Consider the following 21560-nt stretch of genomic DNA (forward strand, 5'->3'; position numbering starts at 1 on the left):
GTGCCGCGGAGATGACCGGTGACGACAGGGCGCATCATCCGCCGCCGCTGCCCAGCGCGGTGGCCGGTCCGCTCATGCCGGTCCGGCCCTGGCGTCCGTTGGTGACCGGTGCTGCGGTGGGTGCGGCGTTGGTGTCGGCGGCTTTCGCTGCGGCGCACATGCCCTTGGGGGTGGCCTTGACCGGTGGGGTCATGGTGGTGGCGGTGGTCGTCGGGTGGGTGCCTCTGTTGAATCTTCCTGCTCCGCGGGGGACGACCGCTGTTCTGGCGTATGCGGCGGTGACTCTGGGGGTGACCGGTTGGTCGGCCCGTCCGGTGGCCAGTGGGATCGGGGATCTTTCGGCGGTGTTGGTGGCTCTGGCCGGGTCCGTTCTGGCTGCTTTCGTCCATCAGCTGGCGCGGCGGGACGGCAGGCCTCGGCTGGTGGAGTCCTTGGTGTCGACGGTCTCCGGTGTGTTGTTGATCGCGGCGTGGGCGGGTTCGTTGCCGATGTTGACCCGGCCTGGGGCGTTGGGGGCGGTGGTCGTGGTCGCGGCTGCCGTGGCCTGTGCCGCTCTGGGGGATATCGTGCGCGGACGTTGGGTGGACGACGGCCCGGCGGTGGTCATCACTGCGGCTCTTGCCGGGGCGGGGGCCTATGCGGCTCATACCGTGGTGGATGTGGCCGGTTTACCGGCGTGGGTCCTGGTGGGGGCCGGGTCGGTGGCCGGTCTGGGTTCTTATTCGCTGCGTCAGATCTTCTTCGTGCAGCCGACTCAGTCGCGTCGTCGTCCTCAGATTGCTTCGGGGGCCGGGTCGTGGCTGATCGTCGGGGTGGTCGTCTCCGTGCTGGTGGGTCTGGCGGCCTGAGATTCTCGGCGGTGGCCGGCGGGCGGGTGCCTCCGGTGGGTTCTGCGACGGATGCGGGGCGCTTGGCCGGTGCGGGAGAATGGGGGCATTGTCCCGCACCGAGGAGGAATGAATGGCCTTCGAACTCGACGTCACTCTCCAGCCTGTGCTGGCGCCCCTGGCCTGGCTGGTCGGGCGCTGGGAGGGCGCGGGGGTGATCGGTTATCCCGACATGGAGTCGGCCAATTTCGGTCAGGAAATCGTCTGCAGTCATGACGAGCGTGCTTTCTTGCGCTGGGAGAGCCGCACGTGGCTGTTGGCCGACGACGGTTCGCAGGTGCGCCCGTTGGCGACCGAGCTGGGTTTCTGGCGGGTGCTGGAGTCCGGGGAGATCGAGCTGTTGCTCAGCCATCCCACGGGGGTGGTGGAGATGTATGCCGGCAAACGGGACGAGCAGCGTCCGGTGGTGCAGTTGCGTACCGACGGTGTGATGCGCAGCCCGGAGTCGAAGGAGTACAACGCGGCGACCCGGATGTACGGCTTCGTGGATTCGCAGTTGATGTGGGCGATGGACATGGCTGCGTGCGGTCATCCGTTGCAGAGCCATGCTTCGGCGAAGTTGCGGCGTGTGGGCTGAGGGTCCCGCGTCGTGCTGGAGGGCGGGGTCGGACCACATGGTCCGACCCCGCCCTCCAGCACGACGCGGGTGTGTGATTCCTGCCGGGTCAGCGCCGGTAGGAAGGCATGTCGTCCACGGACAGTGCGTGTCCGAGACGTTTCATCGCTTCGGTGTCGACGATATTGATCGCTGCCCCGTCGGGTCGGGTGGCGAAACCGGAGATCGGCGCTGTCAGGAAGTGGATGTTGTTGCCTCGCACCGAACGTAGTTCGAAGGCCAGGGACCGGATCATGTCGGTGGTGATCCCCTTGTCGACGGTGGCGTTCTTGGCCGCGGCTTCCACGAAGGAGGTGAGTTTGCGGGGGTCGGCGAGGGTCTGCGGGGCGAGGGCCTTCATCATGAGCCCTTTCACGAAGGCCAGTTCTCGGCGTCCGCGGGAGATGTCGCCTTCGGGGAGCTCGTAGCGCTGTCGGACGAAGAGCAGCGCTCGTTCTCCGTTGAGGTGAGTCTGACCGACGGGGAATTCGCGGCTTCCTTCGGCGACGTGCACGTCGACGCCGCCGACGGCGTCGGTCATGGCCTTGAAACCTTCGAAGCCGATCTGAGCGACGTGGTCGATACGGACGCCGAGCATGTTCTGCACGGTGGTGACGGTGAGCGGTGCCCCGCCGTAGGCGTAGCTGGCGTTGAGTTTGTCGTCGCGGTGTCCCGGAATGCTGACCTGCATGTCGCGTGGCAGATGGACCATGGTGATGTTCTGTCGGGCCCGGTCGATGTGCACCAGCAGCATCACGTCCGAGCGGCCTTTGCCTTCGCCTGGGCGCAGGTCCGATCCCAGGAGGAGGATGTTGAGCGCATTTCCGGCTTCGGGTGCTTTCGTGGGGCCGGGCTTGGCGGCGTTCTCCTCGGGAAGCAACGGGGAGTGGGTCAGCGAGGAGTTGACCACATGTTCGAGGTAGGCGGCGTAACCGACGACGCCGAGAACGGCGACGAGGACGACGGAGAGGAGTGAGGCGATGACGATGCGAAGTTTCCGGCGTCCGGGTTTTTTCTTCGGCGGAAGAGTACGGACGGGGTCCTTCGGACTGATCATCGTCTGCTCGGGCATCGGTGGCACCGGGTTCCCCCTTGTTGGCGTCGACGGGACGGCTCTGGATGGCTCGCCAAATCTCTCGGGAAGCCGGATCGGCGCCCCCTCCGCGCTTTTCGTTCCGAACGGCCGCCGCGGTACGAACCGCTTTCGACACAATCCCGAATTGCATAATCAGGTCGGGCGTCCGACTTGGTCAAGTCGGCCCGGGGCAATGGGGTACTTCGCCGGACTTTTTTTGTGCAAAAGTGGTCGGGGATAACAGTCTCGGGCTGTATCAATGTCCGACTTCTTATGGCGAGGCTGAGTTGATGCTGGACGATCCGGTACCGGGGACCCGTGGGCTTCCCGTCGAGGAGGTCGCAGAGGTCCTGCGGTCCCGGGGATTACGGATGACTTCCCAACGGGAACGTGTGCTGCGTGCCGTGGCCCGGTTGGTGCACGGCACTCCCGAGGAGGTGTCGGCGATGGTGAACGCCGACGGCGGGTCCTTGATGCCTCCGTCGACGGTGTATCGCAACCTGGACACCCTGGAACGGATCGGGGCGGTCTCCCGTACACAGTTGGGGAAACGCGCGCCGTCCTACCATCTGGCGTCCCACGGCGATCACGTGCACGTGGTCTGTTCGTGTTGCCGCGAGGTCGGGGAAGCACCTGTCGACGGTGCCCGGGCCTTCGCCGCCGCGGTGGAGGAGGCTTCAGGGTTCGTGGTGGACCTGCGTCATATGGCGGTGCAGGGCTGGTGTGCCGAGTGCGCGCCCGAGGTGGGTCACCGATCGACCTGGGGCGTGAGGAGCGAGGAGAGATGACGAGTTCACCGTTCATGGAGGTATCAGGTGCGGTGGCAGCGTCCGGTCCGGACGTCGGGGTCGCCGCCCACTACGGAGACCCTGCCCGTGAACAAAGACGTCTTCTGGACGGGACGGCCGTGGTGGACCTGTCCCACCGGGGCGTGGTCACGGTGTCCGGTCCGGACCGTCTCAGCTGGTTGCACTCGTTGACGACCCAGCATCTGACCGAACTGCCGGCGCGACGCTCGACGGAGACCCTGGTGCTCAGCCCGAAGGGTCATGTGGAACACGCGCTCCATCTGGTGGACGACGGGGAGCGGTCGTGGATCACGGTCGAACCGGGGGCCGTGTCGGCGTTGGTGTCCTGGCTGGACCGGATGCGGTTCATGTTGCGGGTCGAGGTGACCGATCGGTCCGCGGAGTATGCGGTGCTGGGTGAGCCGTGTGATCGGGAGGGCACGGCGGAGGAAGCTCCGACCTGGCGTGACCCCTGGCCGGGCCCGGTGGGTAGGACGGCCTGTTACGGGCCGGAGGAGGCGCATCCGGGGGCGGAGCGGGCCTGGCGGGAAGTGATCGTCCCTCGGGCTTCCCTGGTCGAGGCGGTGGCTGGGCGTCCTCTGGCTGGTGTCTGGGCCGCGGAGGCGCTCCGGATCGCGGCGTGGCGCCCCCGGGCTGCCTGTGAGGTCGACCATCGCACGATCGTGCACGAGCTGGATTGGCTCCGGACGGCGGTGCACCTGCAGAAGGGCTGTTATCGCGGCCAGGAGACGGTGGCGCGGGTGCACAACCTGGGCCGTCCTCCTCGACGGTTGGTCTTCTGTCATGTCGACGGTTCGGAGCACGTCCTGCCCGAGCCCGGTGCCGAGCTGTCCTTCGGTGGACGGACGGTGGGGCGACTCACGAGCATCGCCCGGCATGTCGAGGACGGTCCCGTCGCGTTGGCCGTGGTGAAGCGTTCGGTGCCGGTCGACGCGGTGCTTGTCGCCGGGGGGACGACCGTCGCACAGACGACGATCGTGCGACCCTGAAAAGTCTTCCGGCCGAGTACTTTCCATAGGAAAGCCGATCTTCGGGCCATGCGGGGCCGAACGTGTCCAAGATCGCAGCCCAGGTGCTTGCTGGCCGCTTATCCGGGTTAGCAGACTGACACCATGAGCACATCCACGACTCCCAGCACCAGGATGCGAGAGTTGGGTGCTTTTCTCCGGCAACAGCGCACCGCCGCGGACCTGTCCGTCCGACAACTCTCTGCACTCACGGGGATCAGCAACCCCTATCTGTCCCAGATCGAACGAGGCCTGCGTCGGCCGAGCGCCGAGATCCTCCAACAGATCGCCCAGGGGCTCTCCCTCTCGGCGGAGACCCTTTACGTCCGTGCGGGACTGCTCCAGGCGACCCGGGACTCTGAGAGCGCGGACACCTCTCGGGCGATCCGTGCCGATCCGCGGCTGGACATCATCCAACGTCGTGCCATGCTCGAGGCATACGCCCGGATCATCGGCGAACCGCCGTACGACAGGGCAGCAGCACCGGTGCAACCGTCGAAGGCGGCGACCGAGTGCCCTGCCGACGAGGACCTGTTCCCGGAGGGGAACCGCTACGTACCCCAGGAGGACCGCATGAATGCCCCAGGATCGAAAGGTGCGCCTTCTCGCGCATCCACCGAGATCTCCGCGTTGACCCCGATCTACGTGATGCTCGGCGCCTCGGATCTGGCCGTGGAGAAGCTGCGCGAACTCGGCGCCAAAGCGGCCAAGGACGCCGAGGAGAGTATCGACGGTCTCCAACAGAAAGCCGGGAACGATCTCGCCAAGGTCGTCGAGGGCGCCAAACAGGTGCCCCACCTGGCACTCAACCAGGCCTTGGAGATGATGGCCCGCAGCCGGCAGCATTACACCGACCTGGCCGAGCGTGGACGTTCGGTGGATCTCACCGGGCAGGCCACCACCACCGCATTGGGGCTCATGCAACAGGCCACCGACCTGGTCGGACGGGGGCGTTCCCAGGCCGAGCACGTCGTCGAACAAGGCCGGACCGAGGCCGAACGCCGGGTCGACAAGACCCGCAAAGCGGCTCTGCGGACCGGGCAGGCCGCAGTCCACCAGGCCGGTGCGGTCGTCGACCAGGCCTCCCATGTCGTCGAGGCCGTCACCCACGCCGGCCGTCGTGCCGTCGACGAAGCGGTGGACACCGTCGACTCGGCTGTCGCCGCGCCGGTGCGTAAACCGACGGCCCGCCGTCGGCGCTCACCGGGCAGCACGGCCGCGACCGCATCCCCGGCGGCATCGCCCGCGGCGTCCCCGGTCGTGCAGACCGCATCCGTCCCCGCGGACGAGAAGAAGAGCGACTCCCCGTCGGCGCGCCCCACGAAGAAGGCCACTGCCCGCCGGAGCAGTACGGCCACGAGCCGCACGACTGGCGGGGAACGTCGGGCGAGCACCCGTACCCCGGCGAAGCGGACGGAACGTAAGACGACGGCCCGTAAGGCGACGACCCGCCGCACGGCGGCATCTCCGTCCGACATGCCGGCGACGGCGGCGGTGCCTCCTCCGCCCAGCGGGGAGGTCGTCGCCGAGGCGGCCAAGAACAGCCAGCCCGGTTCGTCGCCGAGCGCGCAGCTCCCACCGCACGGGGCATGACCGTTCGCACGGATATCGCGGCGGGGCCGGGACACATGGCTGTCCCGGCCCCGCAGTACGCTCACCGTCGAGCGATGTCGTCGTGAGCGGAGGTCGTCGATGAGAGCCGTCCTGCAACGGGTCACCCGCGCCGCGGTGCGGGTCGACGGCGAAGTGGTGGGATCGGTGGACCGTGCGGGGCTGGTGGCCTTGCTGGCGGTCAATCGTGAGGACGGTTCCGACCAGGCTGCGGCGATGGCCCGCAAGATCGCAGGCCTGCGGATCCTCCACGGCGAGCTCTCCTGCGCCCAGGCCGGGGCCCCGGTCCTGCTGATCAGTCAGTTCACCCTGTACGGGGACACCCGGAAAGGGCGCCGGCCGTCCTGGTCCGCTGCCGCTCCGGGGGAGCAGGCCGAGCCGGTGGTGGCCGCGGTCGCCCGGGAGCTGCGGGCTCAGGGCATCGAAGTGGCGACGGGTGTCTTCGGGGCCGACATGCAGGTCGAACTGGTCAACGACGGGCCGTTCACGGTCATCGTGGAGATCTGACCCGCGACCGAGGCCTTGCACTGCAGTTTCGACGGTCTGCCTCCGGCTCCCCGTACGCTGGGTGCATGATCCAATCGCTGTACAGCGCCCAGGCCTGGGTGATCCTGTTGCTGGGCGTGGCCGCTCTCGCGATGGAGGTCTTCGCCTTCGTCGAGGCGATCCGTTATCCGGCGGCCACATATTCCGCGGCAGGCAAGCTCACGAAGGCCGCCTGGGTCGGTATCACCGGCGTGGCCGTCCTCGTGGGTTTCGCAGGAGTGCAACGGGTTTTCGGGATCGGCCTGTTGGCGGTGGTCGCCGCGGGAGTCTTCCTCGCAGATGTCCGCCCGGCGATCCGTCAGTACCACCGGCCCCGCGGTCGGGGTGGGGCTTCGGGGCACGGTCCGTACGGTTCGTGGTGACCGCGTCGCTGCCCGCCCGGCATCGTCCCGCCGCTCCCGCGCAGGTGGAGTGGTGTGCGTTCGGGGAAGGACGGCCGACCACGGTGGTCGCCCATGGTCTGGGCGAATCGATCGCGACGACGAGGCCTTTCGCATCGGGTGTGCCGGGGCGGAAGGTCTTCTTCCATTTCCGTGGGCACGGCGCTTCGGTCGCGCCACCGGGCCCCTGGACCTATCTCGACCTGGCGGACGACCTGATGTCCGTCGTCGGGCGGTGCGGTGCGGATCGGGTCCTGGGCGTCAGTATGGGGGCAGGCGCTGTCTGTGCGGCTCTGGCCCGTGACCCCTCCTGCTTCGCCCGGGCGGTGCTGATGTTGCCCGCTGTGCTGGACCGGGCGCGGGACGAGACCTTGGTGAGACGGTCGACGGATTTCGCCGAGCTGCTCGAGTCCGGCGACCCGGATCGGGTGGCCGCGGCTCTGGTCACCGAGCACGCCGGGTCGGGGGCAGTTCCGGGAGAGCGTCATCGGTGGGCCGAGGCTCAGGCCCGTTGGTTGTTGGATTCCACCGGGGTCGTCCGGGCCTTGCGTGAGCTGCCGTGCCGGACCGCTGTCGCCGATCGGGCGGAGTTGTCCTCCGTGCGTGTGCCGGTGCTGGTCGTCGCCCAGGAGGACGACCCGGTGCATCCTGTCTCGGTGGCTGGAGAACTCGCCGAGATCCTGCCTGGTGCGCACCTGGAAGTCTTCCCCCCGGGTGGGTTGTTGTGGGCTCACCGCGTTAAGCTGAGGGCCGTCGTCGGAGAATTCCTAGGGGATAATCCCCAGGTCGTGGGGCCCCAAGGCAGCGGCCGAACACCTGAGAGGACTGCACGTGACCAACCTGGATGACCGTCGAGCAGACGTTTTCAGCGTCGAGCGCCCCTGGGGTGACTTCCGCAGCTTCTGCCAGAACGAACGTGCCACCGTCAAAGTGATCACGGTCAACCCGGGGCAGCGCCTTTCCTTGCAGACCCACGCGCAGCGGGCCGAGATGTGGACGGTCCTCGATGCCGCGCCGTTGGAGGTCACCGTCGGTGAACGCACCTGGAGTGCCGAGCAGGGCGAGTTGATCTGGGTTCCCCAGGGCGCCGTGCACCGGATGGCGAACACGGGCGACCGGCCCGCCAGGATCCTCGAGGTAGGTTTCGGCCACTTCGACGAGGAGGACATCGTCCGCATCGAGGACGACTACGCACGCGACTGAGACCGAATACGTACCGACGGCGGCGGACCTGTGACGAAGGACAGGTCCGCCGCCGTCCGGTTCGTCAGGCAGGACACACCGCATCCCATCGCACGGTGAGCTCGCCCAGCCGCCACCGTCGTGGCCCGTCGGCCAGTGGCCACCCTGCCGCTCTCATCTGATGTGCGGTGGCGACCATCCGCTGGCGGCGTCCGTAGGAGGCCAGGGGGGCCTGGTGAGCCCAGGCGGCGTCGAGCGCCTGCAGATAGGTGTGGATCCGCTCGCCGGGGACATTGCGGTGGATGAGGGACTTGGGCAGTCGATCCGCCACATCGGACGGCCGGTCGAAGGCCCCGAAGTTCATCGACAGGGTCAACGATTGCGGGCCCTGCCGGGTGACGGCGACCCAGGTGGCTCGTCGTCCGATCTCGTCGCAGGTGCCGTCGATCAGAAGGCCGCGGGGAGTCAGCCGTGCGCACAACATCTCCCAGGCCTGGGGGACATCGTCCTCGGCGTACTGCCGCAGGACGTTGAACGCCCGGATGACAGCGGCCCTGCTGTCACCCGGCAGGGGCACCTCGAAACCACCGACGCGGAATTCCAGCCCTTCCCCGGCCATCGGTGCGGCCACGGCGACCCGGGCAGGGTCGATCTCGACACCGACGACCGAGACCCGGTCGTGCGCTTTGCGCAGCCGGTCCCGTAACTCCACCGTGGTCACCGGGGAGGCACCGAATCCCAGATCGACCACCACCGGGTCGGAGGTGTCGTACAGGCGCCACCGCTGGGTCTGGGCGAGCCATCGGTCACAGCGTCTCAACCGGTTGGGATTCGTGGTCCCCCGGGTGATTGCACCCACCATCGTTCGCCTGCTCACCCGCACACGGTACGCCGCAGGTCCGGGCCGCTCGTTCCCCTCGCGCCTCGGCGGAGGCCATCGGGGTGGGATCTCGAGGTGCGATCGTGCGATGCCTGGGGACCATCCGTCGAAAACACAGGAAACAGGACTCACCGTGGGGGAAGCACACAGGCTCCTGCAGCGTTGACAGGGCGATGACGTCTCGTCCGGAGGCGTGGAGGACGAGGGAACGGCACCGAGGGATCCCCTACGGGGGCCCGCAGGTGTCGTGGGTGAGAGGAGCGGCGTTGAGCCCGCAGATCGACCGGGTGGCGATGATCGCCGTACATACGTCACCACTGGCCACACCAGGTACGGGCGATGCCGGCGGGTTGAATGTCTACGTCTACAACAGTGCTGTGGAGATGGCCCGGCGAGGGGTCTGCGTGGAGGTCTTCACCCGTGCGACCGCCGGGGGGCAGGCGGATGTCGAGGTCGAACCCGGCGTACTGGTCAGGCACGTCCCGGCGGGACCCTACGAAGGACTCGCCAAGGAACAACTGCCGAGCCAGCTCTGTGCTTTCGCTGCCGGCGTGATGCAGGCCGTCGCCTCCCGTCCGGAGGGTCACTACGACGTCGTCCATTCGCACTACTGGCTGTCGGGTCAGGTGGGCTGGCTGGCCGCCGAACGCTGGCAGGTGCCGCTGGTCCACACCATGCACACCATGGCCCGGGTGAAGAACAACCACCTGGCCGTCGGGGACCAGCCCGAACCGCAGGTCCGTGAGATCGGTGAGGTGCAGGTCACTGCGGTCGCGGACCGGCTCGTGGCCAATACCGACGCCGAGGCGGCCGAGCTCGTCGACCTGTACGAGGCCGACCCGGGCCGGGTGCGGGTGGTCAACCCGGGAGTGGACCTGCGTACTTTCCACCCTGGGGATCGGGCGTACAGCAGGTCACTGCTGGGCATCGACCCGGACGAGATCTTGATCGCCTTCGTCGGACGTATCCAACCGTTGAAAGCGCCTGACCTGTTGTTGGCCGCTGTCGCCGATCTGCTCTCCCGGCGGGAGGACCTCGGGGGGCGGCTGCGGGTCGTGGTCAACGGGGGGCCGAGCGGTAACGGGCTGGAGCGGCCCACCGCCTTGCAGGAGCTGGCCCAGGACCTGGGGATCACCGACCGGGTGATCTTCGAACGTCCCGGCCCTCGGGACAGGCTGGCCCATTGGTATCGGGCCGCCGACCTGGTCGCGGTGCCCTCGCACAACGAATCCTTCGGTCTGGTGGCTCTGGAGGCTCAGGCCTGCGGGACCCCGGTGCTGGCTGCCGACGTCGGTGGACTGCCTACTGCGGTCGGCGGCGGCGTCCTGGTGCCGGGGCACGAGGTGGAGCTGTGGTCCTGTCATCTCGAGGAGTTGGTGGACGACCGTGCCCGGCGGGAACGCCTGGGGGCGTTGGGCGTGGAACATGCGCGGTCCTTCGGCTGGCAGACGACCGCCGATCGGCTCCTGGGGGTCTACGAGGAGGCTGCGGCGAGCCGCCGGTCGGACACACTGGAGGCCTTGGCCCGGGCGAGTGCGCTCGCCCCGACACGGAGGAGCTGAGACGGCGGGTGGAAGAGATACGTGCTGCAGCGGAGAAGGCGGTCCGTGAGTTCGCTCGGGAACAGGGGCTGGATGTCGAGGAGGGTTCTCGTCCGGGTGAACTCGTGGTGGTCCTCCCGGGGGAGCAGAAGCTGCGGACGGTGTGTTCGTTGCTGTTGGGCGTCGGCGACCTATCCCTCTCGGCGTTCGTGATCCGCCATCCCGACGAGAACCAGGCCGATTTCTTCCGGGAGCTGTTGCGGCGCAATCTACGGATGCCCGGCCTGGCCTATGCGGTGGATGTCCACGACGACGTCTACGTGGTGGGGCGGTTGCCCCTGGCGTCGGTGGACGTGCAGAGCGTCGACCGGCTGTTCGGGGTGGTCCTGGCTGCAGCAGATGGGGCGTTCAACGACCTGTTGTTGGCCGGTTTCCGGACGTCGATGCGCAAGGAGTGGGCCTGGCGGGTCGAGCGGGGGGAGTCGCTGCGCAATCTGGAGGCCTTCCGCGAGGAGCTCGTGGAGGCGAAGGACGGTGGTCCGGTTCCCTTCTCGGAGGGACCGAATAAACTGGGGCCATGACCTACACCCTCGTGTTGTTGCGCCATGGCGAGAGCCAGTGGAATGCCAAGAATCTGTTCACCGGCTGGGTGGACGTCGATCTGTCCGACAAGGGGCGCGCCGAGGCGGCCAAGGGTGGCGAGCTGCTCAAGGCCAAGGGTGTTCTGCCCGACATCGTGCACACCTCGGTGCTGCGGCGGGCGATCAATACGGCGAACACCGCGCTGGATGCGGCCGATCGTCACTGGATCCCGGTGAAGCGCAACTGGCGTCTGAACGAGCGCCACTACGGTGCGCTCCAGGGCAAGGACAAGAAACAGACCCTGCAGGAGTTCGGCGAGGAGCAGTTCATGCTCTGGCGTCGGAGCTATGACACGCCGCCGCCGCCGATCGCCGCCGACGACGAGTTCAGCCAGGCCCATGACGCCCGTTATGCCGCCATCGACGGGGTCAATCCGGAGACGGAGTGCCTGAAGGACGTCGTGGCACGTCTGGTTCCTTACTTCGAGAACGAGATCGTCCCCGATCTGAAGGCGGGGAAGGTCGTTCTGGTGACGGCGCACGGCAACAGCTTGCGGGCACTGGTGAAGCATCTCGACGGGATCTCCGACGAGGACATCGCCGCGCTGAACATTCCGACCTCCCAGCCTCTGGTGTACGAGCTGGACGAGGACATGAAGCCGGTCACCAAGGGTGGCACCTACCTGGATCCGGAGGCCGCGGCCGCGGCGGCCCAGGCAGTGGCCAACCAGGGGCGCTGACCTCGGCTCTCACCGTGTAGGGGCCGGATCTCCTCCGAGATCCGGCCCCTACACGTGTGTCGACCAGGAAATGTGTCCCGGGCGGTCTCCTAATGAGTGCTCTGGGGGTCGTTGTCGGTCGGCTGGCGTCCTTCGACGGTCTGCCATTCTCCGGTGACCAGGTAGGCCACCCGGTGGGCCACGAGGACGGCATGATCGGCGAAACGCTCGTAGTAGCGGGCGAGCAGGGTGATGTCGATGGCTTCTTCGATGCCGTACTGCCGACGCTCGTCGAGAAGAAGGGTGAAGACCTGCTTGTGGAGGGCGTCCATCCGGTCGTCGGCCTGGACGAGTTGGGTGGCGCCCTGGGCGTCCTTGCGGGAGATGATGGCGCCGGTCTGGGTGACGATCAGTTTGGCGACCGTGTCCATCTCGATGATGATGGGGCGGATCTCGGCGGGGACAGCGGAGTTGGGGAACCGCAGCCGGGCGACCTTGGCGATATGTTTCGCGAGATCGCCCATCCGTTCCAGGTCGGCGCCCATCTGCATGGCGGTGACGATCATCCGCAGGTCGGTGGCGACGGGTTGTTGTCGGGCGAGGAGGTCGATGGCGCGGTCGTCGATCTGGACGCGGATGTCGTCCAGCCGCTGGTCTGCGGCGATGACTCCTTCGGCGAGGGCGATGTCGGCGTCGAGGAGGGCTGTGGTGGCGCGGCTCATCGCCGAACCGGCCAGTCGTGTCATCTCGACGAGTTGTTCTGAGATCCAGTTGAGGTCCTCGTGGAATGCGTCGCGCATGGTCTCCTACTCCGACGGGTGCTCTCAATGGGTGTTCTTGGTGAGGTTTTCAGTTCAGGATGAACAGTTTCGGGCGCTCAAGTGAACAGTATGCGCCTGGGCCGTGGCACTGCCCGGTGAAGTCCGGTGGGGCGGCCGGAGTGCGTAACCTGCCTGTCGTGGAGATGACAGTGTGGCTGTGCCTGGCTCTGGTCGGGGGACTCGTGGTCGGCGCGGTCCTGGGCGCCCGGGTCGTTTCCGGTCGGTGCGGGGGCACTGATGGTGAGGACGAGGACGGTGCAGACCCCTCGACCTCGGGGGTGGCCGATGTCCTGCGGGTGCTGCGTAGCAGCGCGGTGGTCCTGGACGCCGGGGACGCCGTGGTCATCGCGAGCCCGGCTGCGTTGGCGCTGGGGCTGATCCGTGGGCGGGACCTGGCCCATGCGGAGTTGCGGGATCTGGTGCGGGCGGTCCGCAGGGAGGGCGTGATCCGGGAGTCCTCGTTGGAACTCGCCCGCGGGCCGATGGGGCAGGGCACCTTGTCGGTGCAGGCGCGGGTGGCTCCGCTGAAACAGGATCAGGTGCTCCTGTTGGTCGAGGATCACACCCAGGCACAGCGGGTCGAGGCGGTCCGGCGTGATTTCGTGGCCAATGTCAGCCATGAGCTGAAGACACCGGTGGGAGGTATCTCCTTGTTGGCCGAGGCCGTATTGGACGCCCGGGACGACGCCGAGGCGGTGAGTCGTTTCGCCCGGCGGATTCAGGTCGAGAGCTCCCGCTTGAGCAGACTGGTCCAGGAAATTGTCGATCTGTCGCGTCTTCAGGCTTCGGATTCGCTGTCCGATCCGGTGCTGGTGAATGTCGCTGTGGTGGCGAGAGAAGCTGCGGAACGCATCATGACTTTGGCCGAGGCTAAACAGATGAATGTGGTGATCGCCAGTGATCCCGATGTCTGGATCTACGGGGACGCGCACATGCTGGGAACGGCGGTGGACAATCTGTTGACCAATGCGGTCAACTACTCGGGAAACAGTACCCGGGTGGCTTTGGGGGTGCGCCGTGTCGGGGCTGTGGTGGAGATCATGGTGTCGGACCAGGGGCAGGGCATCCCCGCTGCGGAGCAGGATCGGATCTTCGAACGTTTCTACCGCGTCGATCCTGCACGCTCCCGGGCGACGGGAGGCACCGGGCTCGGATTGGCGATCGTGAAACATATCTGTACGAACCACGGTGGTGAAGTGAAGGTGTGGAGCGAAGAGGGCCGGGGGTCGACGTTCACGATGCGTCTTCCGGCCGCGGCACAGGGCGTGGACGTCGCCGGCACCTCGGATGTCGGGGACACGCCTTCGACGGAGGTGAACTCGCCGGTGGACGGGATACACGCCCGCGGCGAGGACGGAGCTTTTTCCCAGGACTCGAGCCGTTCCTCGCGGCCGGCAGAGAGGTGAGGAGATGACCAGGATCCTGGTGGTGGAGGACGAGATCTCGTTCTCCGACCCGTTGTCCTATCTCTTGAAGAAAGAGGGGTACGACGTCACGGTGGCCGAGACGGGGCCGGCCGCGCTGGAGGAATTCGAACGCAGCGGAGCTGATCTCGTCCTGTTGGACCTGATGCTTCCCGGGATCTCCGGGGTGGATGTCTGCCGGGCGTTGCGTCAACGTTCTTCTGTTCCGGTGATCATGTTGACCGCGAAGGACAGCGAGATCGACAAGGTCGTCGGTCTGGAGATCGGGGCGGACGACTACGTGACCAAGCCGTACAGCAGCCGGGAGCTGCTGGCCCGGATCAAGGCCGTGATGCGTCGCCGGGCCGAGCCGGAGGAGCTCATGCCCAGCGCGATCGAGGTCGGGCCGGTCCGGATGGATGTGGAACGGCATATCGTCACGGTGCGGGGCGACCAGACGGCTCTGCCCTTGAAGGAGTTCGAGCTCTTGGAGATCCTGCTGCGTAATTCGGGTCGGGTGTTGACCCGGATGCAGTTGATCGACCGGGTGTGGGGGAGCGATTACGTGGGTGACACCAAGACCCTCGACGTCCACATCAAGCGGCTCCGGGCCAAGATCGAGGTCGATCCGAGTGCGCCACGGCATATCGTCACGGTGCGTGGGCTGGGTTACAAGTTCGAAGAAGTGGGCGTCGGCTGAGGGCTTTCGCTGGCGGTCGGGATCGGACCGGTCCCGACCACCAGCCCCGTCTGGGTCAGTGCCGAGCAGGCTCCTCTGCCGGCCTGGTGCTCGTGCCAGGGGCCGTGGACGCGGTGGGTGGCGTTGCGGGGGAGGCACCGCCGGAGGGTTTGAGGGTCGCGTAGGGGCCGCCCTCGTGGGGGAGGAGGACCGGGACACTGACCGGGGTCGCTCCGCCGCTCTCGGTGCTGAAGACGAGCGCGGTGAGTTCGCCGGGTGCGGCAGGCACTTTGTCGATCCGGACGGTCTTCCCGCCGTGACTGGTCTGGACGCTGCGTCCTGGGGGGATCTCGATGGAGGCCACGGACTGCTCACCGACCCGGATCTTGACGATCTGTTTGTCGGGTCCTTGGTTGTCCAGGGTTGCTGCCAGCGTTCCCGCGCTGTCCTTGGCCTCCGCGACGATGAGGGCGTTGAGGACCTTGACGGTGCCGATCTCGGCGGATTTGCCGTCGGCAGGGTCGTAGTGGAGCTGCGTGGTGATCGGCGAGGTCCACTGGCAGCCGGAGAGAGCCGTCATGGCGACCAGGCCGATGGCGCCGACTGCGGCGACGCGGGGCGAGCGGCGAGGAGCGGTGCTGCGCAGGGTCCTAGGGCGATTCACGCTGGTCAGCGTAATGGCGCGGGGGGTGCGCTGCCGGAGAGCGAGCTCGGTCGGGTCGACAGGCGGTCGGGCGACGCGACGGGCGGTCGGCGAAGGTCGGCTTTCGGGTGGGCGGTGCACATTCCGGTCCACGGACCCCGGCGCTCCTCCTGCGCGCGTGGCATGTGACAGGGCTGGCTGTCAAAGGGTGTTCACGCCCGCTTTTCGGAGGTTCGGCGCACTGACCAGCGCAAATGACGCGCTGGGGTTACAGGGAGGAAACCGGGCGTGGTACCCTGAAGGTCGCGAAAGGGGAACCGAACACATGGCCTTCAATGTCGGCGAGACGGTTGTGTACCCGCATCACGGTGCGGCGTTGATCGAGCAGATCAAGACGCGCACCATCCGAGGCGAGGAGAAACTCTATCTGGTGCTGAAGGTGGCGCAGGGTGACCTGACCATCGAAGTTCCAGCCGACAACTGTGAAGACATCGGAGTGCGCGATGTGGTTGGGCAGGAAGGGCTGGACCGTGTGTTCGCCGTTCTGCGCGCTTCGCACACCGAGGAGCCGACCAACTGGTCGCGCCGGTACAAGGCCAATCTCGAGAAGCTGGCCTCCGGGGATGTCATCAAGGTTGCCGAAGTCGTCCGTGATCTGTGGCGCCGGGAGAAAGGCCGTGGCCTCTCCGCAGGTGAGAAGCGCATGCTGGCCAAGGCCCGTCAGATCCTGGTCTCGGAGCTCGCGCTCGCGGAGAAGACCGACGAGGTGAAGGCGGAGTCCATGCTCGACGAGGTGCTCGCCTCCTGAGCATCGCCGTCGTTCTCGTCGCTGCTGGATCCGGTAGTCGGCTCGGACATGACCTCCCTAAGGCTTTCGTTCCTCTGATCGATCGTCCGTTGCTTCGTCATGCGCTGGACCAGGTGCTCTCCTGCCCGGATGTCGACGAGGTGATCCTGGTGGCCCCCTCGACCCACCTCGGGGAGGCCCGGGCGCTCCTGACCGAGACAGAGCGCACTCGCGTCGAGGTGGTGGTCGGCGGCGCCGAACGTACCGAGTCGGTCCTGCACGGACTGTCCGCGGTCCGTGAGGGCACCGAGTTCGTGTTGGTCCACGACGCGGCCCGTTGCCTGGCCCCACCGGCTCTGTTCACCAGGGTGATCCGGGCGTTGCGTTCGGGTCGTCGCGCCGTGGTGCCGGGGATACCGGTCGTCGACACCGTGAAACAGGTGGACGACGAGGGTCTGGTGACCGCGACTCCCGACCGGTCCGCTTTACGTGCTGTCCAGACGCCCCAGGGGTTCACCCGGGAGGTGCTGACCGAGGCACACCGGCGTGCGGTCGAAACAGGTCTGGGCGCGACGGACGACGCTGCTCTGGTGGAGTCCTGCGGGGTTCGGGTGACGGTGGTCCCGGGGGAGGTCGCCGCCGCGAAGATCACCACTCCTGACGATCTTGCGTTCTTCGAATACCGGCTGACCGCGGAAAGGCGCGGGAGCCTAGGCTTGGGGGCATGACCACTGCTTCTCCCGGTGAATCTGCTGTGCCATCTTCACTCCTGCTGCCGCGGGTCGGTGTGGGCGTCGACGTCCACGCTTTTGCTGCAGAAGGCTCGGACCGTCCGCTGATGGTGGCCGGGCTGCACTGGCCGGGGGAACGGGGGCTGGAGGGTCATTCCGACGCTGATGTGGCAGCGCATGCCGCCTGCGATGCGCTCTTCTCCGCAGCGGGTATCGGGGACCTGGGCGCACATTTCGGCACCTCCCGTCCGGAACTCACCGGCGCGTCCGGGCTGACACTGCTCGCCGAGGCTGCCCGATTGGTTCGTGAGGCCGGCTTCCACATCGGGAACGTGGCGGTTCAAGTGGTCGGTAACCGTCCCAAGATCGGGCAGCGTCGTGCCGAGGCCGAGACGGTGATGTCCCAGGCCTGCGGAGCTCCGGTGAGCATCAGTGGAACCACCACCGACGGGCTCGGGCTCACCGGACGCGCGGAGGGTGTGGCGGCCGTCGCCACCGCCTTGGTGGTCGCTGCGCGATGACATGGCAAAGAATCCACGGTTCCACAGAAAGTCAATCCGTGTAACACACCTGTCACTGGTGTAACTGTTAAATGGCCGAACTGTTTTTTCTGCCTGCCGGTCGACGTGAATGACCCTGTTGATGGACATCCGTCCGGTTAAAGAACGCTGGTGAAAGGGTGGACAACATCTGGTGCCCTTGTCATCCGGGGTGCTACCTTCTAATCCGCGCACTAAGAGTTAAGTTGCCCTAAACTCAGAACTCCGCCTGAGACGCTGATAAACCCCCACCGCCCCTATGGAAACAAGGGAAACACCGTCTCGACGGTCGGCTCCCTCTGCCCTGTCGAGGGCAGACCCATGTCACGAGACAGCGGGCGGCACCGAATGTGTGGAGTGGATGATCATCGGAGAACGACGACGTTGCCGAGGCTCGGCCGAGGTCGACGCGGAAACGCCCGCGACCTGGCGGTGCGCCGAACCGCACCCGGACGAGGCCGGCCAGGTCGACCTCCTGCTCATCGGGCCCGGTAGCCGCTGGGGACGTTCTCCACGCCTCAGGGTCATCTTCGAAGAAGGCACCGACCGGATCGACCAGGTGGCAAACCGGATCTGGGAAGAACTGCGTGAACGCTGCCCCCACTCCCTGCTGGCGAGCCAGGACATCTGGCCGCACCCGTACTGGGGCGAAGGACGCCTCGTCCAGACCGCACGGATAGAAGCCGGGATCGCCGTCGCCCACGACTGCTACATCTTCGTGGAGGGACACCGGACGATCCGGATAGAGATCGAATGCGCACTGGCTGACCTGCTGACCGTGGAAGAAGAGGTGGCTGACATCGTGTCCCATGTACGACCCAAGGCCGACCGCCGATGAGTTGGAAATGCACGGCTGCGACCCCGGCCGCCCGCGTCGACAGGAGAACAGCGGACGCCCTGCGCGGACTCGGCGGACTCACCACCATCCCCGACGACGACCGCGCCCTCCTGCACCGGAAAGGACTCCTGGAAGCCGACGGAAGACCCACCGCGGCAGGGCAACTCCTTCGTCACGACCTACGGAGCTCCTCGGTCGTCCTCCTCTTCGCCGTCGACACCGAAGGCGTGCACCGGGCCCGTCTCCACGTCGGCCGCCGACGTCTGCTCTACGTCGGCGGAACCGGCCCGGACACGGCCGAGATCCTGGTCTACCCCGCCGACGCAGTACCGATCGTCCTGGCCCGATGGGGACGCCTGCACCCGAACGAGGAAACCACCGACCGGCAGTACGGTCCGATCGACACCGGCGACTTCTGGCAACTCCTCATGACCGGAGACCCGACACCACTGCTCGCACTCGACAGCGGACAACACGAACTGTGGAAAAGGCCCTGGAGGATATGGGGCGTCCAGAGCGACCCCCACGACATCTCCCTGAGCTACCTCGACGTCGAAGGACACGGAACCTACGCGATACGTCATGACACCGACCAGGTGCTCATCCGCGGACGACACAGCTCCTTGCTCTGGGGCGACCTGCTCACCGCCTCCACCGCGGTCCGCGGCAACCGCAGACGCGACTGGTGACCCCCCGACCCGGCACCCGCGAGAGCGCACCAGCTTCGACCCCGATGCCCGACAGCCGGAGAGGAACCCGCGCACGGTCTCCCGGTAACCTTGCTTCTCGTGAGCCTGCATATCTACGACACCTCCGCACGTGAACTGCGCGAATTCGTCCCGCTGGAACCAGGCCGCGTCGGTATGTACATCTGCGGACTCACCACCCAGGGCACACCGCACATCGGGCACCTCCGCTTCGCCGTCGCCTTCGACGTCCTCCGCCGCTGGCTGACCGTCGGCCACGGCTACGAGGTCACCCTGGTCCGCAATGTCACCGACATCGACGACAAGATCCTGCGCAAATCCGCCGAGAACGACACCCCCTGGTGGTCCTGGAGCTACCGCCACGAACGGGAGACCTCCCAGGCCCTGGACACCCTGGGCGTCCTACCGGCCACCTACGAACCCCGCGCCACCGGCCACATCCCCGAGATGCTCGACCTGATGGACACCCTCGTCGACCGCGGACACGCCTACCCTGCTCCCGACGGGAGCGGAGACGTCTACTTCGACGTACGCAGCTGGCCGCAGTACGGCGAACTCACCCACCAGGGCATCGACGACATGGAAGCCGCCGGCGACGCCGACCCCCGAGGCAAACGCGACCCCCGCGACTTCGCCCTCTGGAAGGGACACAAGGACGGCGAACCACTCACCGCCAGCTGGCCCACCCGATACGGCCGAGGACGCCCCGGCTGGCACCTGGAATGCTCGGGCATGGCCCGCAAATACCTGGGTGACACCTTCGACATCCACGGCGGCGGAGTCGACCTCCGTTTCCCGCACCACGAGAACGAGCAAGCCCAGTCCCGCGCCGCAGGATGCGGATTCGCCCAGTACTGGATGCACAACGGCTGGCTCACCGTCCAAGGCGAGAAGATGAGCAAATCCCTCGGCAACGGAATGACCGTCGCCGAGATCACCAAGATCGCCCGCCCCCTGGCCGTGCGGTACTACATCGGCTCGTCGCACTACCGGTCGACCATCGAGTACCACCAGGGCAGCCTCGCCGAAGCCGAGTCCGCCGTCGACCGGATCGAAGGATTCCTCCGCCGAGCCCACTCCACCTGGAAACCCACCGTCACCGGGACGGACCTCCCCGCAGCCTTCCGGGCCGCCATGGACGACGACCTGGGTGTCTCCGGTGCGCTCGCGGTCATCCACGACACCGTACGGGCCGGGAACACCGCCCTGGACGAAGGCGACCCGGAGGCCGGACGCGCCGCGGCCGACGCCGTGCAGGCCATGACCTCCGTCCTGGGGGTCAACCCGCTGGACCCGACCTGGTCCCAAGGTGCGACCTCCGCGGAGGACGCCACCCGTACCGCGCTGGACGCCCTCGTCACCCAACGGCTCGAAGAGCGTACGGTAGCTCGGAAGGCTCGCGATTTCGCCACCGCAGATGCGATCCGTGACTCCCTGGCCGAAGCCGGGATCGCGGTCGAGGACACCCCTTCCGGGGCTCGCTGGTCGCTGGCACGTCGTAGCGACACAGAACAGAACTCGAAGGACTGACATGGCCGGTAACTCGCGCCGCCAAGGCGCCATACGTAAAGCGGGCAGCAAGAAGGGAGCCACCGTCGGCTCCGGCGGCAACCGCCGTCGCGGGTTGGAGGGCAAGGGTCCCACGCCCAAAGCGGAGGACCGTCCCTATCACAAGGCCTACAAGGCGGCCCAGCGTGCGACGACCCAGGGGGCTCGACGGCCCTCGGCGGCCAATCCGCAACGGCCTGTCCGACGGACCAAGGGCTCGACCGAGATGGTCGCCGGGCGCAACTCCGTCGTGGAAGCCCTGCGGGCGCAGGTCCCGGTCACCACGATGTACGTCGCCTCCCGGATCGACAGCGACGACCGGGTCAAGGAAGCCCTCAAGCTGGCCCACGAACGAGGCCTGCCGGTCCTGGAGACCCCCCGTACCGAGCTGGACCGGCTGACCGACGGCGCCATCCATCAAGGCCTGGCACTGCAGATCCCGCCCTATTCCTACGCGGACCCGCGTGACCTCATGGAGATGGAGATCCCCGGCGCGCCGCTGATCGTCGCCCTCGACGGGATCACCGACCCCCGCAACCTGGGCGCCATCATCCGCTCGGTGGCGGCTTTCGGCGGACACGGAGTCGTCGTCCCCGAACGGCGGTCCGCGGGAATGACCGCGGCGGCCTGGAAGACGTCGGCCGGAGCAGCGGCACGGATCCCCGTCGCTCAGGCGGGCAATCTCACCCGGACGTTGGAGGGCTATCGCAAAGCCGGTTTCTTCGTCATCGGGCTCGACATGGACGGTGAGGTCGAACTGCCCGATCTGCAGCTGACCGATGTCCCTCTGGTGATCGTGGTCGGCTCCGAGGGCAAAGGCCTGTCACGGCTCGTCCGGGAGACCTGCGACCAGGTGGTGTCCATCCCGATCTCCGCGATCGAGTCGTTGAACGCGGGTATCGCAGCGGGCGTCGCCCTGTACGCGGTGGCCTGCCGACGCGCCGGACGCTGACGATCCCTCGCTGTCTGGCCCCGGGACCTGACATCCCCGGGCCAGGCAGCGGATCGTCGCAGACCAGGACGTCATACGGGGTGACCGCCAGGGCGCGGT

25 protein-coding genes are annotated in these 21560 nt (G+C 67.2%); 21 read left to right on the forward strand and 4 right to left on the reverse strand.

Going from position 1 to position 21560, the window contains the following annotated elements; genetic code table 11:
- Window positions 1–11 precede the first annotated feature (11 nt).
- Both AUCHE_RS15585 and AUCHE_RS06915 read left to right on the forward strand, forming a co-directional pair.
- Window positions 12–848, forward strand: a complete 837-nt coding sequence (locus AUCHE_RS15585) for a hypothetical protein (RefSeq protein ID WP_052024835.1) — start codon at window positions 12–14, stop codon at window positions 846–848.
- A gap of 112 nt (window positions 849–960) precedes the next feature.
- Window positions 961–1464 (forward strand): heme-binding beta-barrel domain-containing protein, encoded by a 504-nt coding sequence (locus tag AUCHE_RS06915; RefSeq protein WP_006502565.1) that lies wholly within the window; start codon window positions 961–963, stop codon window positions 1462–1464.
- 88 nt (window positions 1465–1552) lie between these two features.
- On the opposite strand, the gene AUCHE_RS06920 is transcribed toward AUCHE_RS06915, so the two are convergent.
- Window positions 1553–2554, reverse strand: a complete 1002-nt coding sequence (locus tag AUCHE_RS06920; protein ID WP_245706820.1) for an LCP family protein — start codon at window positions 2552–2554, stop codon at window positions 1553–1555.
- Between the two features lie 293 nt (window positions 2555–2847).
- On the opposite strand from AUCHE_RS06920, the gene AUCHE_RS06925 reads away from it, so the two are divergent.
- From AUCHE_RS06925 to AUCHE_RS06955, 7 genes are all read left to right on the forward strand, one after another.
- The gene (locus AUCHE_RS06925; protein ID WP_006502567.1) at window positions 2848–3345 is read left to right on the forward strand and encodes a Fur family transcriptional regulator; all 498 of its coding nucleotides are present in this window, start codon (window positions 2848–2850) and stop codon (window positions 3343–3345) included.
- The gene (gene ygfZ, locus AUCHE_RS06930) at window positions 3342–4355 is read left to right on the forward strand and encodes a CAF17-like 4Fe-4S cluster assembly/insertion protein YgfZ (protein WP_006502568.1); all 1014 of its coding nucleotides are present in this window, start codon (window positions 3342–3344) and stop codon (window positions 4353–4355) included. The genes AUCHE_RS06925 and ygfZ overlap by 4 nt, the downstream gene beginning before the upstream one ends.
- 123 nt (window positions 4356–4478) lie before the next feature.
- The gene (locus AUCHE_RS15590; RefSeq protein ID WP_217994356.1) at window positions 4479–5966 is read left to right on the forward strand and encodes a helix-turn-helix domain-containing protein; all 1488 of its coding nucleotides are present in this window, start codon (window positions 4479–4481) and stop codon (window positions 5964–5966) included.
- A gap of 99 nt (window positions 5967–6065) precedes the next feature.
- Window positions 6066–6491 carry a D-aminoacyl-tRNA deacylase gene (gene dtd / locus AUCHE_RS06940; RefSeq protein WP_006502570.1) on the forward strand — a complete coding sequence of 142 codons (426 nt, stop codon included), beginning with the start codon at window positions 6066–6068 and terminating at the stop codon, window positions 6489–6491.
- A 65-nt stretch (window positions 6492–6556) separates the two neighbouring features.
- Window positions 6557–6892 carry a DUF2516 family protein gene (locus tag AUCHE_RS06945; RefSeq protein ID WP_006502571.1) on the forward strand — a complete coding sequence of 112 codons (336 nt, stop codon included), beginning with the start codon at window positions 6557–6559 and terminating at the stop codon, window positions 6890–6892.
- On the forward strand, window positions 6889–7758 hold the full coding sequence (locus AUCHE_RS06950; protein WP_074788415.1) for an alpha/beta fold hydrolase: 870 nt from the start codon (window positions 6889–6891) through the stop codon (window positions 7756–7758). Before AUCHE_RS06945 ends, AUCHE_RS06950 begins: the two co-directional genes overlap by 4 nt.
- The gene (locus AUCHE_RS06955) at window positions 7742–8113 is read left to right on the forward strand and encodes a phosphomannose isomerase type II C-terminal cupin domain (RefSeq protein ID WP_006502573.1); all 372 of its coding nucleotides are present in this window, start codon (window positions 7742–7744) and stop codon (window positions 8111–8113) included. Before AUCHE_RS06950 ends, AUCHE_RS06955 begins: the two co-directional genes overlap by 17 nt.
- 64 nt (window positions 8114–8177) lie before the next feature.
- Here AUCHE_RS06955 and AUCHE_RS06960 read toward each other — a convergent pair whose 3' ends face one another.
- Entirely contained in the window at window positions 8178–8975 is a 798-nt protein-coding gene (locus AUCHE_RS06960; RefSeq protein ID WP_006502574.1) for a class I SAM-dependent methyltransferase, read from the reverse strand.
- Between the two features lie 263 nt (window positions 8976–9238).
- On the opposite strand from AUCHE_RS06960, the gene mshA reads away from it, so the two are divergent.
- The 3 genes from mshA to AUCHE_RS06975 are packed head-to-tail and all read left to right on the forward strand — an operon-like array spanning window position 9239 to window position 11834.
- On the forward strand, window positions 9239–10534 hold the full coding sequence (gene mshA, locus AUCHE_RS06965) for a D-inositol-3-phosphate glycosyltransferase (protein ID WP_006502575.1): 1296 nt from the start codon (window positions 9239–9241) through the stop codon (window positions 10532–10534).
- 8 nt (window positions 10535–10542) lie between these two features.
- Entirely contained in the window at window positions 10543–11094 is a 552-nt protein-coding gene (locus AUCHE_RS06970; RefSeq protein ID WP_006502576.1) for a YbjN domain-containing protein, read from the forward strand.
- Window positions 11091–11834, forward strand: coding sequence for a phosphoglyceromutase (locus AUCHE_RS06975; RefSeq protein WP_006502577.1), 744 nt, complete (start codon window positions 11091–11093; stop codon window positions 11832–11834). The genes AUCHE_RS06970 and AUCHE_RS06975 overlap by 4 nt, the downstream gene beginning before the upstream one ends.
- 89 nt (window positions 11835–11923) lie before the next feature.
- On the opposite strand, the gene phoU is transcribed toward AUCHE_RS06975, so the two are convergent.
- The gene (gene phoU / locus AUCHE_RS06980; protein WP_006502578.1) at window positions 11924–12613 is read right to left on the reverse strand and encodes a phosphate signaling complex protein PhoU; all 690 of its coding nucleotides are present in this window, start codon (window positions 12611–12613) and stop codon (window positions 11924–11926) included.
- A gap of 164 nt (window positions 12614–12777) precedes the next feature.
- On the opposite strand from phoU, the gene AUCHE_RS06985 reads away from it, so the two are divergent.
- Together AUCHE_RS06985 and AUCHE_RS06990 are read left to right on the forward strand one after the other, a co-directional pair.
- Window positions 12778–14040, forward strand: coding sequence for a sensor histidine kinase (locus AUCHE_RS06985; RefSeq protein ID WP_143114968.1), 1263 nt, complete (start codon window positions 12778–12780; stop codon window positions 14038–14040).
- A gap of 4 nt (window positions 14041–14044) precedes the next feature.
- The gene (locus tag AUCHE_RS06990; protein ID WP_006502580.1) at window positions 14045–14737 is read left to right on the forward strand and encodes a response regulator transcription factor; all 693 of its coding nucleotides are present in this window, start codon (window positions 14045–14047) and stop codon (window positions 14735–14737) included.
- 55 nt (window positions 14738–14792) lie between these two features.
- Here the strand turns inward: AUCHE_RS06990 and AUCHE_RS06995 are convergent, their stop codons facing one another.
- Window positions 14793–15380, reverse strand: a complete 588-nt coding sequence (locus AUCHE_RS06995) for a hypothetical protein (protein ID WP_143114747.1) — start codon at window positions 15378–15380, stop codon at window positions 14793–14795.
- Window positions 15381–15684: 304 nt separating this feature from the next.
- Between AUCHE_RS06995 and AUCHE_RS07000 the strand changes: the two genes are divergently transcribed.
- The 7 genes from AUCHE_RS07000 to rlmB all read left to right on the forward strand — a co-directional run bounded on the left by AUCHE_RS07000 (window position 15685) and on the right by rlmB (window position 21461).
- Window positions 15685–16167: a CarD family transcriptional regulator gene (locus AUCHE_RS07000; RefSeq protein ID WP_006502582.1), complete on the forward strand. Its 483-nt coding sequence runs from the start codon at window positions 15685–15687 to the stop codon at window positions 16165–16167.
- Window positions 16168–16169: 2 nt separating this feature from the next.
- Window positions 16170–16874 carry a 2-C-methyl-D-erythritol 4-phosphate cytidylyltransferase gene (gene ispD, locus AUCHE_RS07005; protein WP_081578160.1) on the forward strand — a complete coding sequence of 235 codons (705 nt, stop codon included), beginning with the start codon at window positions 16170–16172 and terminating at the stop codon, window positions 16872–16874.
- Complete coding sequence (ispF, locus tag AUCHE_RS07010) at window positions 16871–17398, forward strand: 2-C-methyl-D-erythritol 2,4-cyclodiphosphate synthase (RefSeq protein WP_006502584.1); 528 nt, start codon at window positions 16871–16873, stop codon at window positions 17396–17398. The genes ispD and ispF overlap by 4 nt, the downstream gene beginning before the upstream one ends.
- Before the next feature lie 379 nt (window positions 17399–17777).
- The gene (locus AUCHE_RS07015) at window positions 17778–18254 is read left to right on the forward strand and encodes a hypothetical protein (protein WP_006502585.1); all 477 of its coding nucleotides are present in this window, start codon (window positions 17778–17780) and stop codon (window positions 18252–18254) included.
- Window positions 18251–18943, forward strand: a complete 693-nt coding sequence (locus AUCHE_RS07020) for a hypothetical protein (RefSeq protein WP_006502586.1) — start codon at window positions 18251–18253, stop codon at window positions 18941–18943. The genes AUCHE_RS07015 and AUCHE_RS07020 overlap by 4 nt, the downstream gene beginning before the upstream one ends.
- Window positions 18944–19042: 99 nt before the next feature.
- Window positions 19043–20491, forward strand: a complete 1449-nt coding sequence (cysS, locus tag AUCHE_RS07025) for a cysteine--tRNA ligase (RefSeq protein WP_006502587.1) — start codon at window positions 19043–19045, stop codon at window positions 20489–20491.
- Between the two features lies 1 nt (window position 20492).
- Window positions 20493–21461, forward strand: coding sequence for a 23S rRNA (guanosine(2251)-2'-O)-methyltransferase RlmB (rlmB, locus tag AUCHE_RS07030; RefSeq protein ID WP_006502588.1), 969 nt, complete (start codon window positions 20493–20495; stop codon window positions 21459–21461).
- The last annotated feature ends 99 nt before the right edge of the window (window positions 21462–21560 follow it).

The sequence above is a fragment of the Austwickia chelonae NBRC 105200 genome (assembly GCF_000298175.1).
GTDB classification, from domain to species: Bacteria; Actinomycetota; Actinomycetes; order Actinomycetales; family Dermatophilaceae; genus Austwickia; species Austwickia chelonae.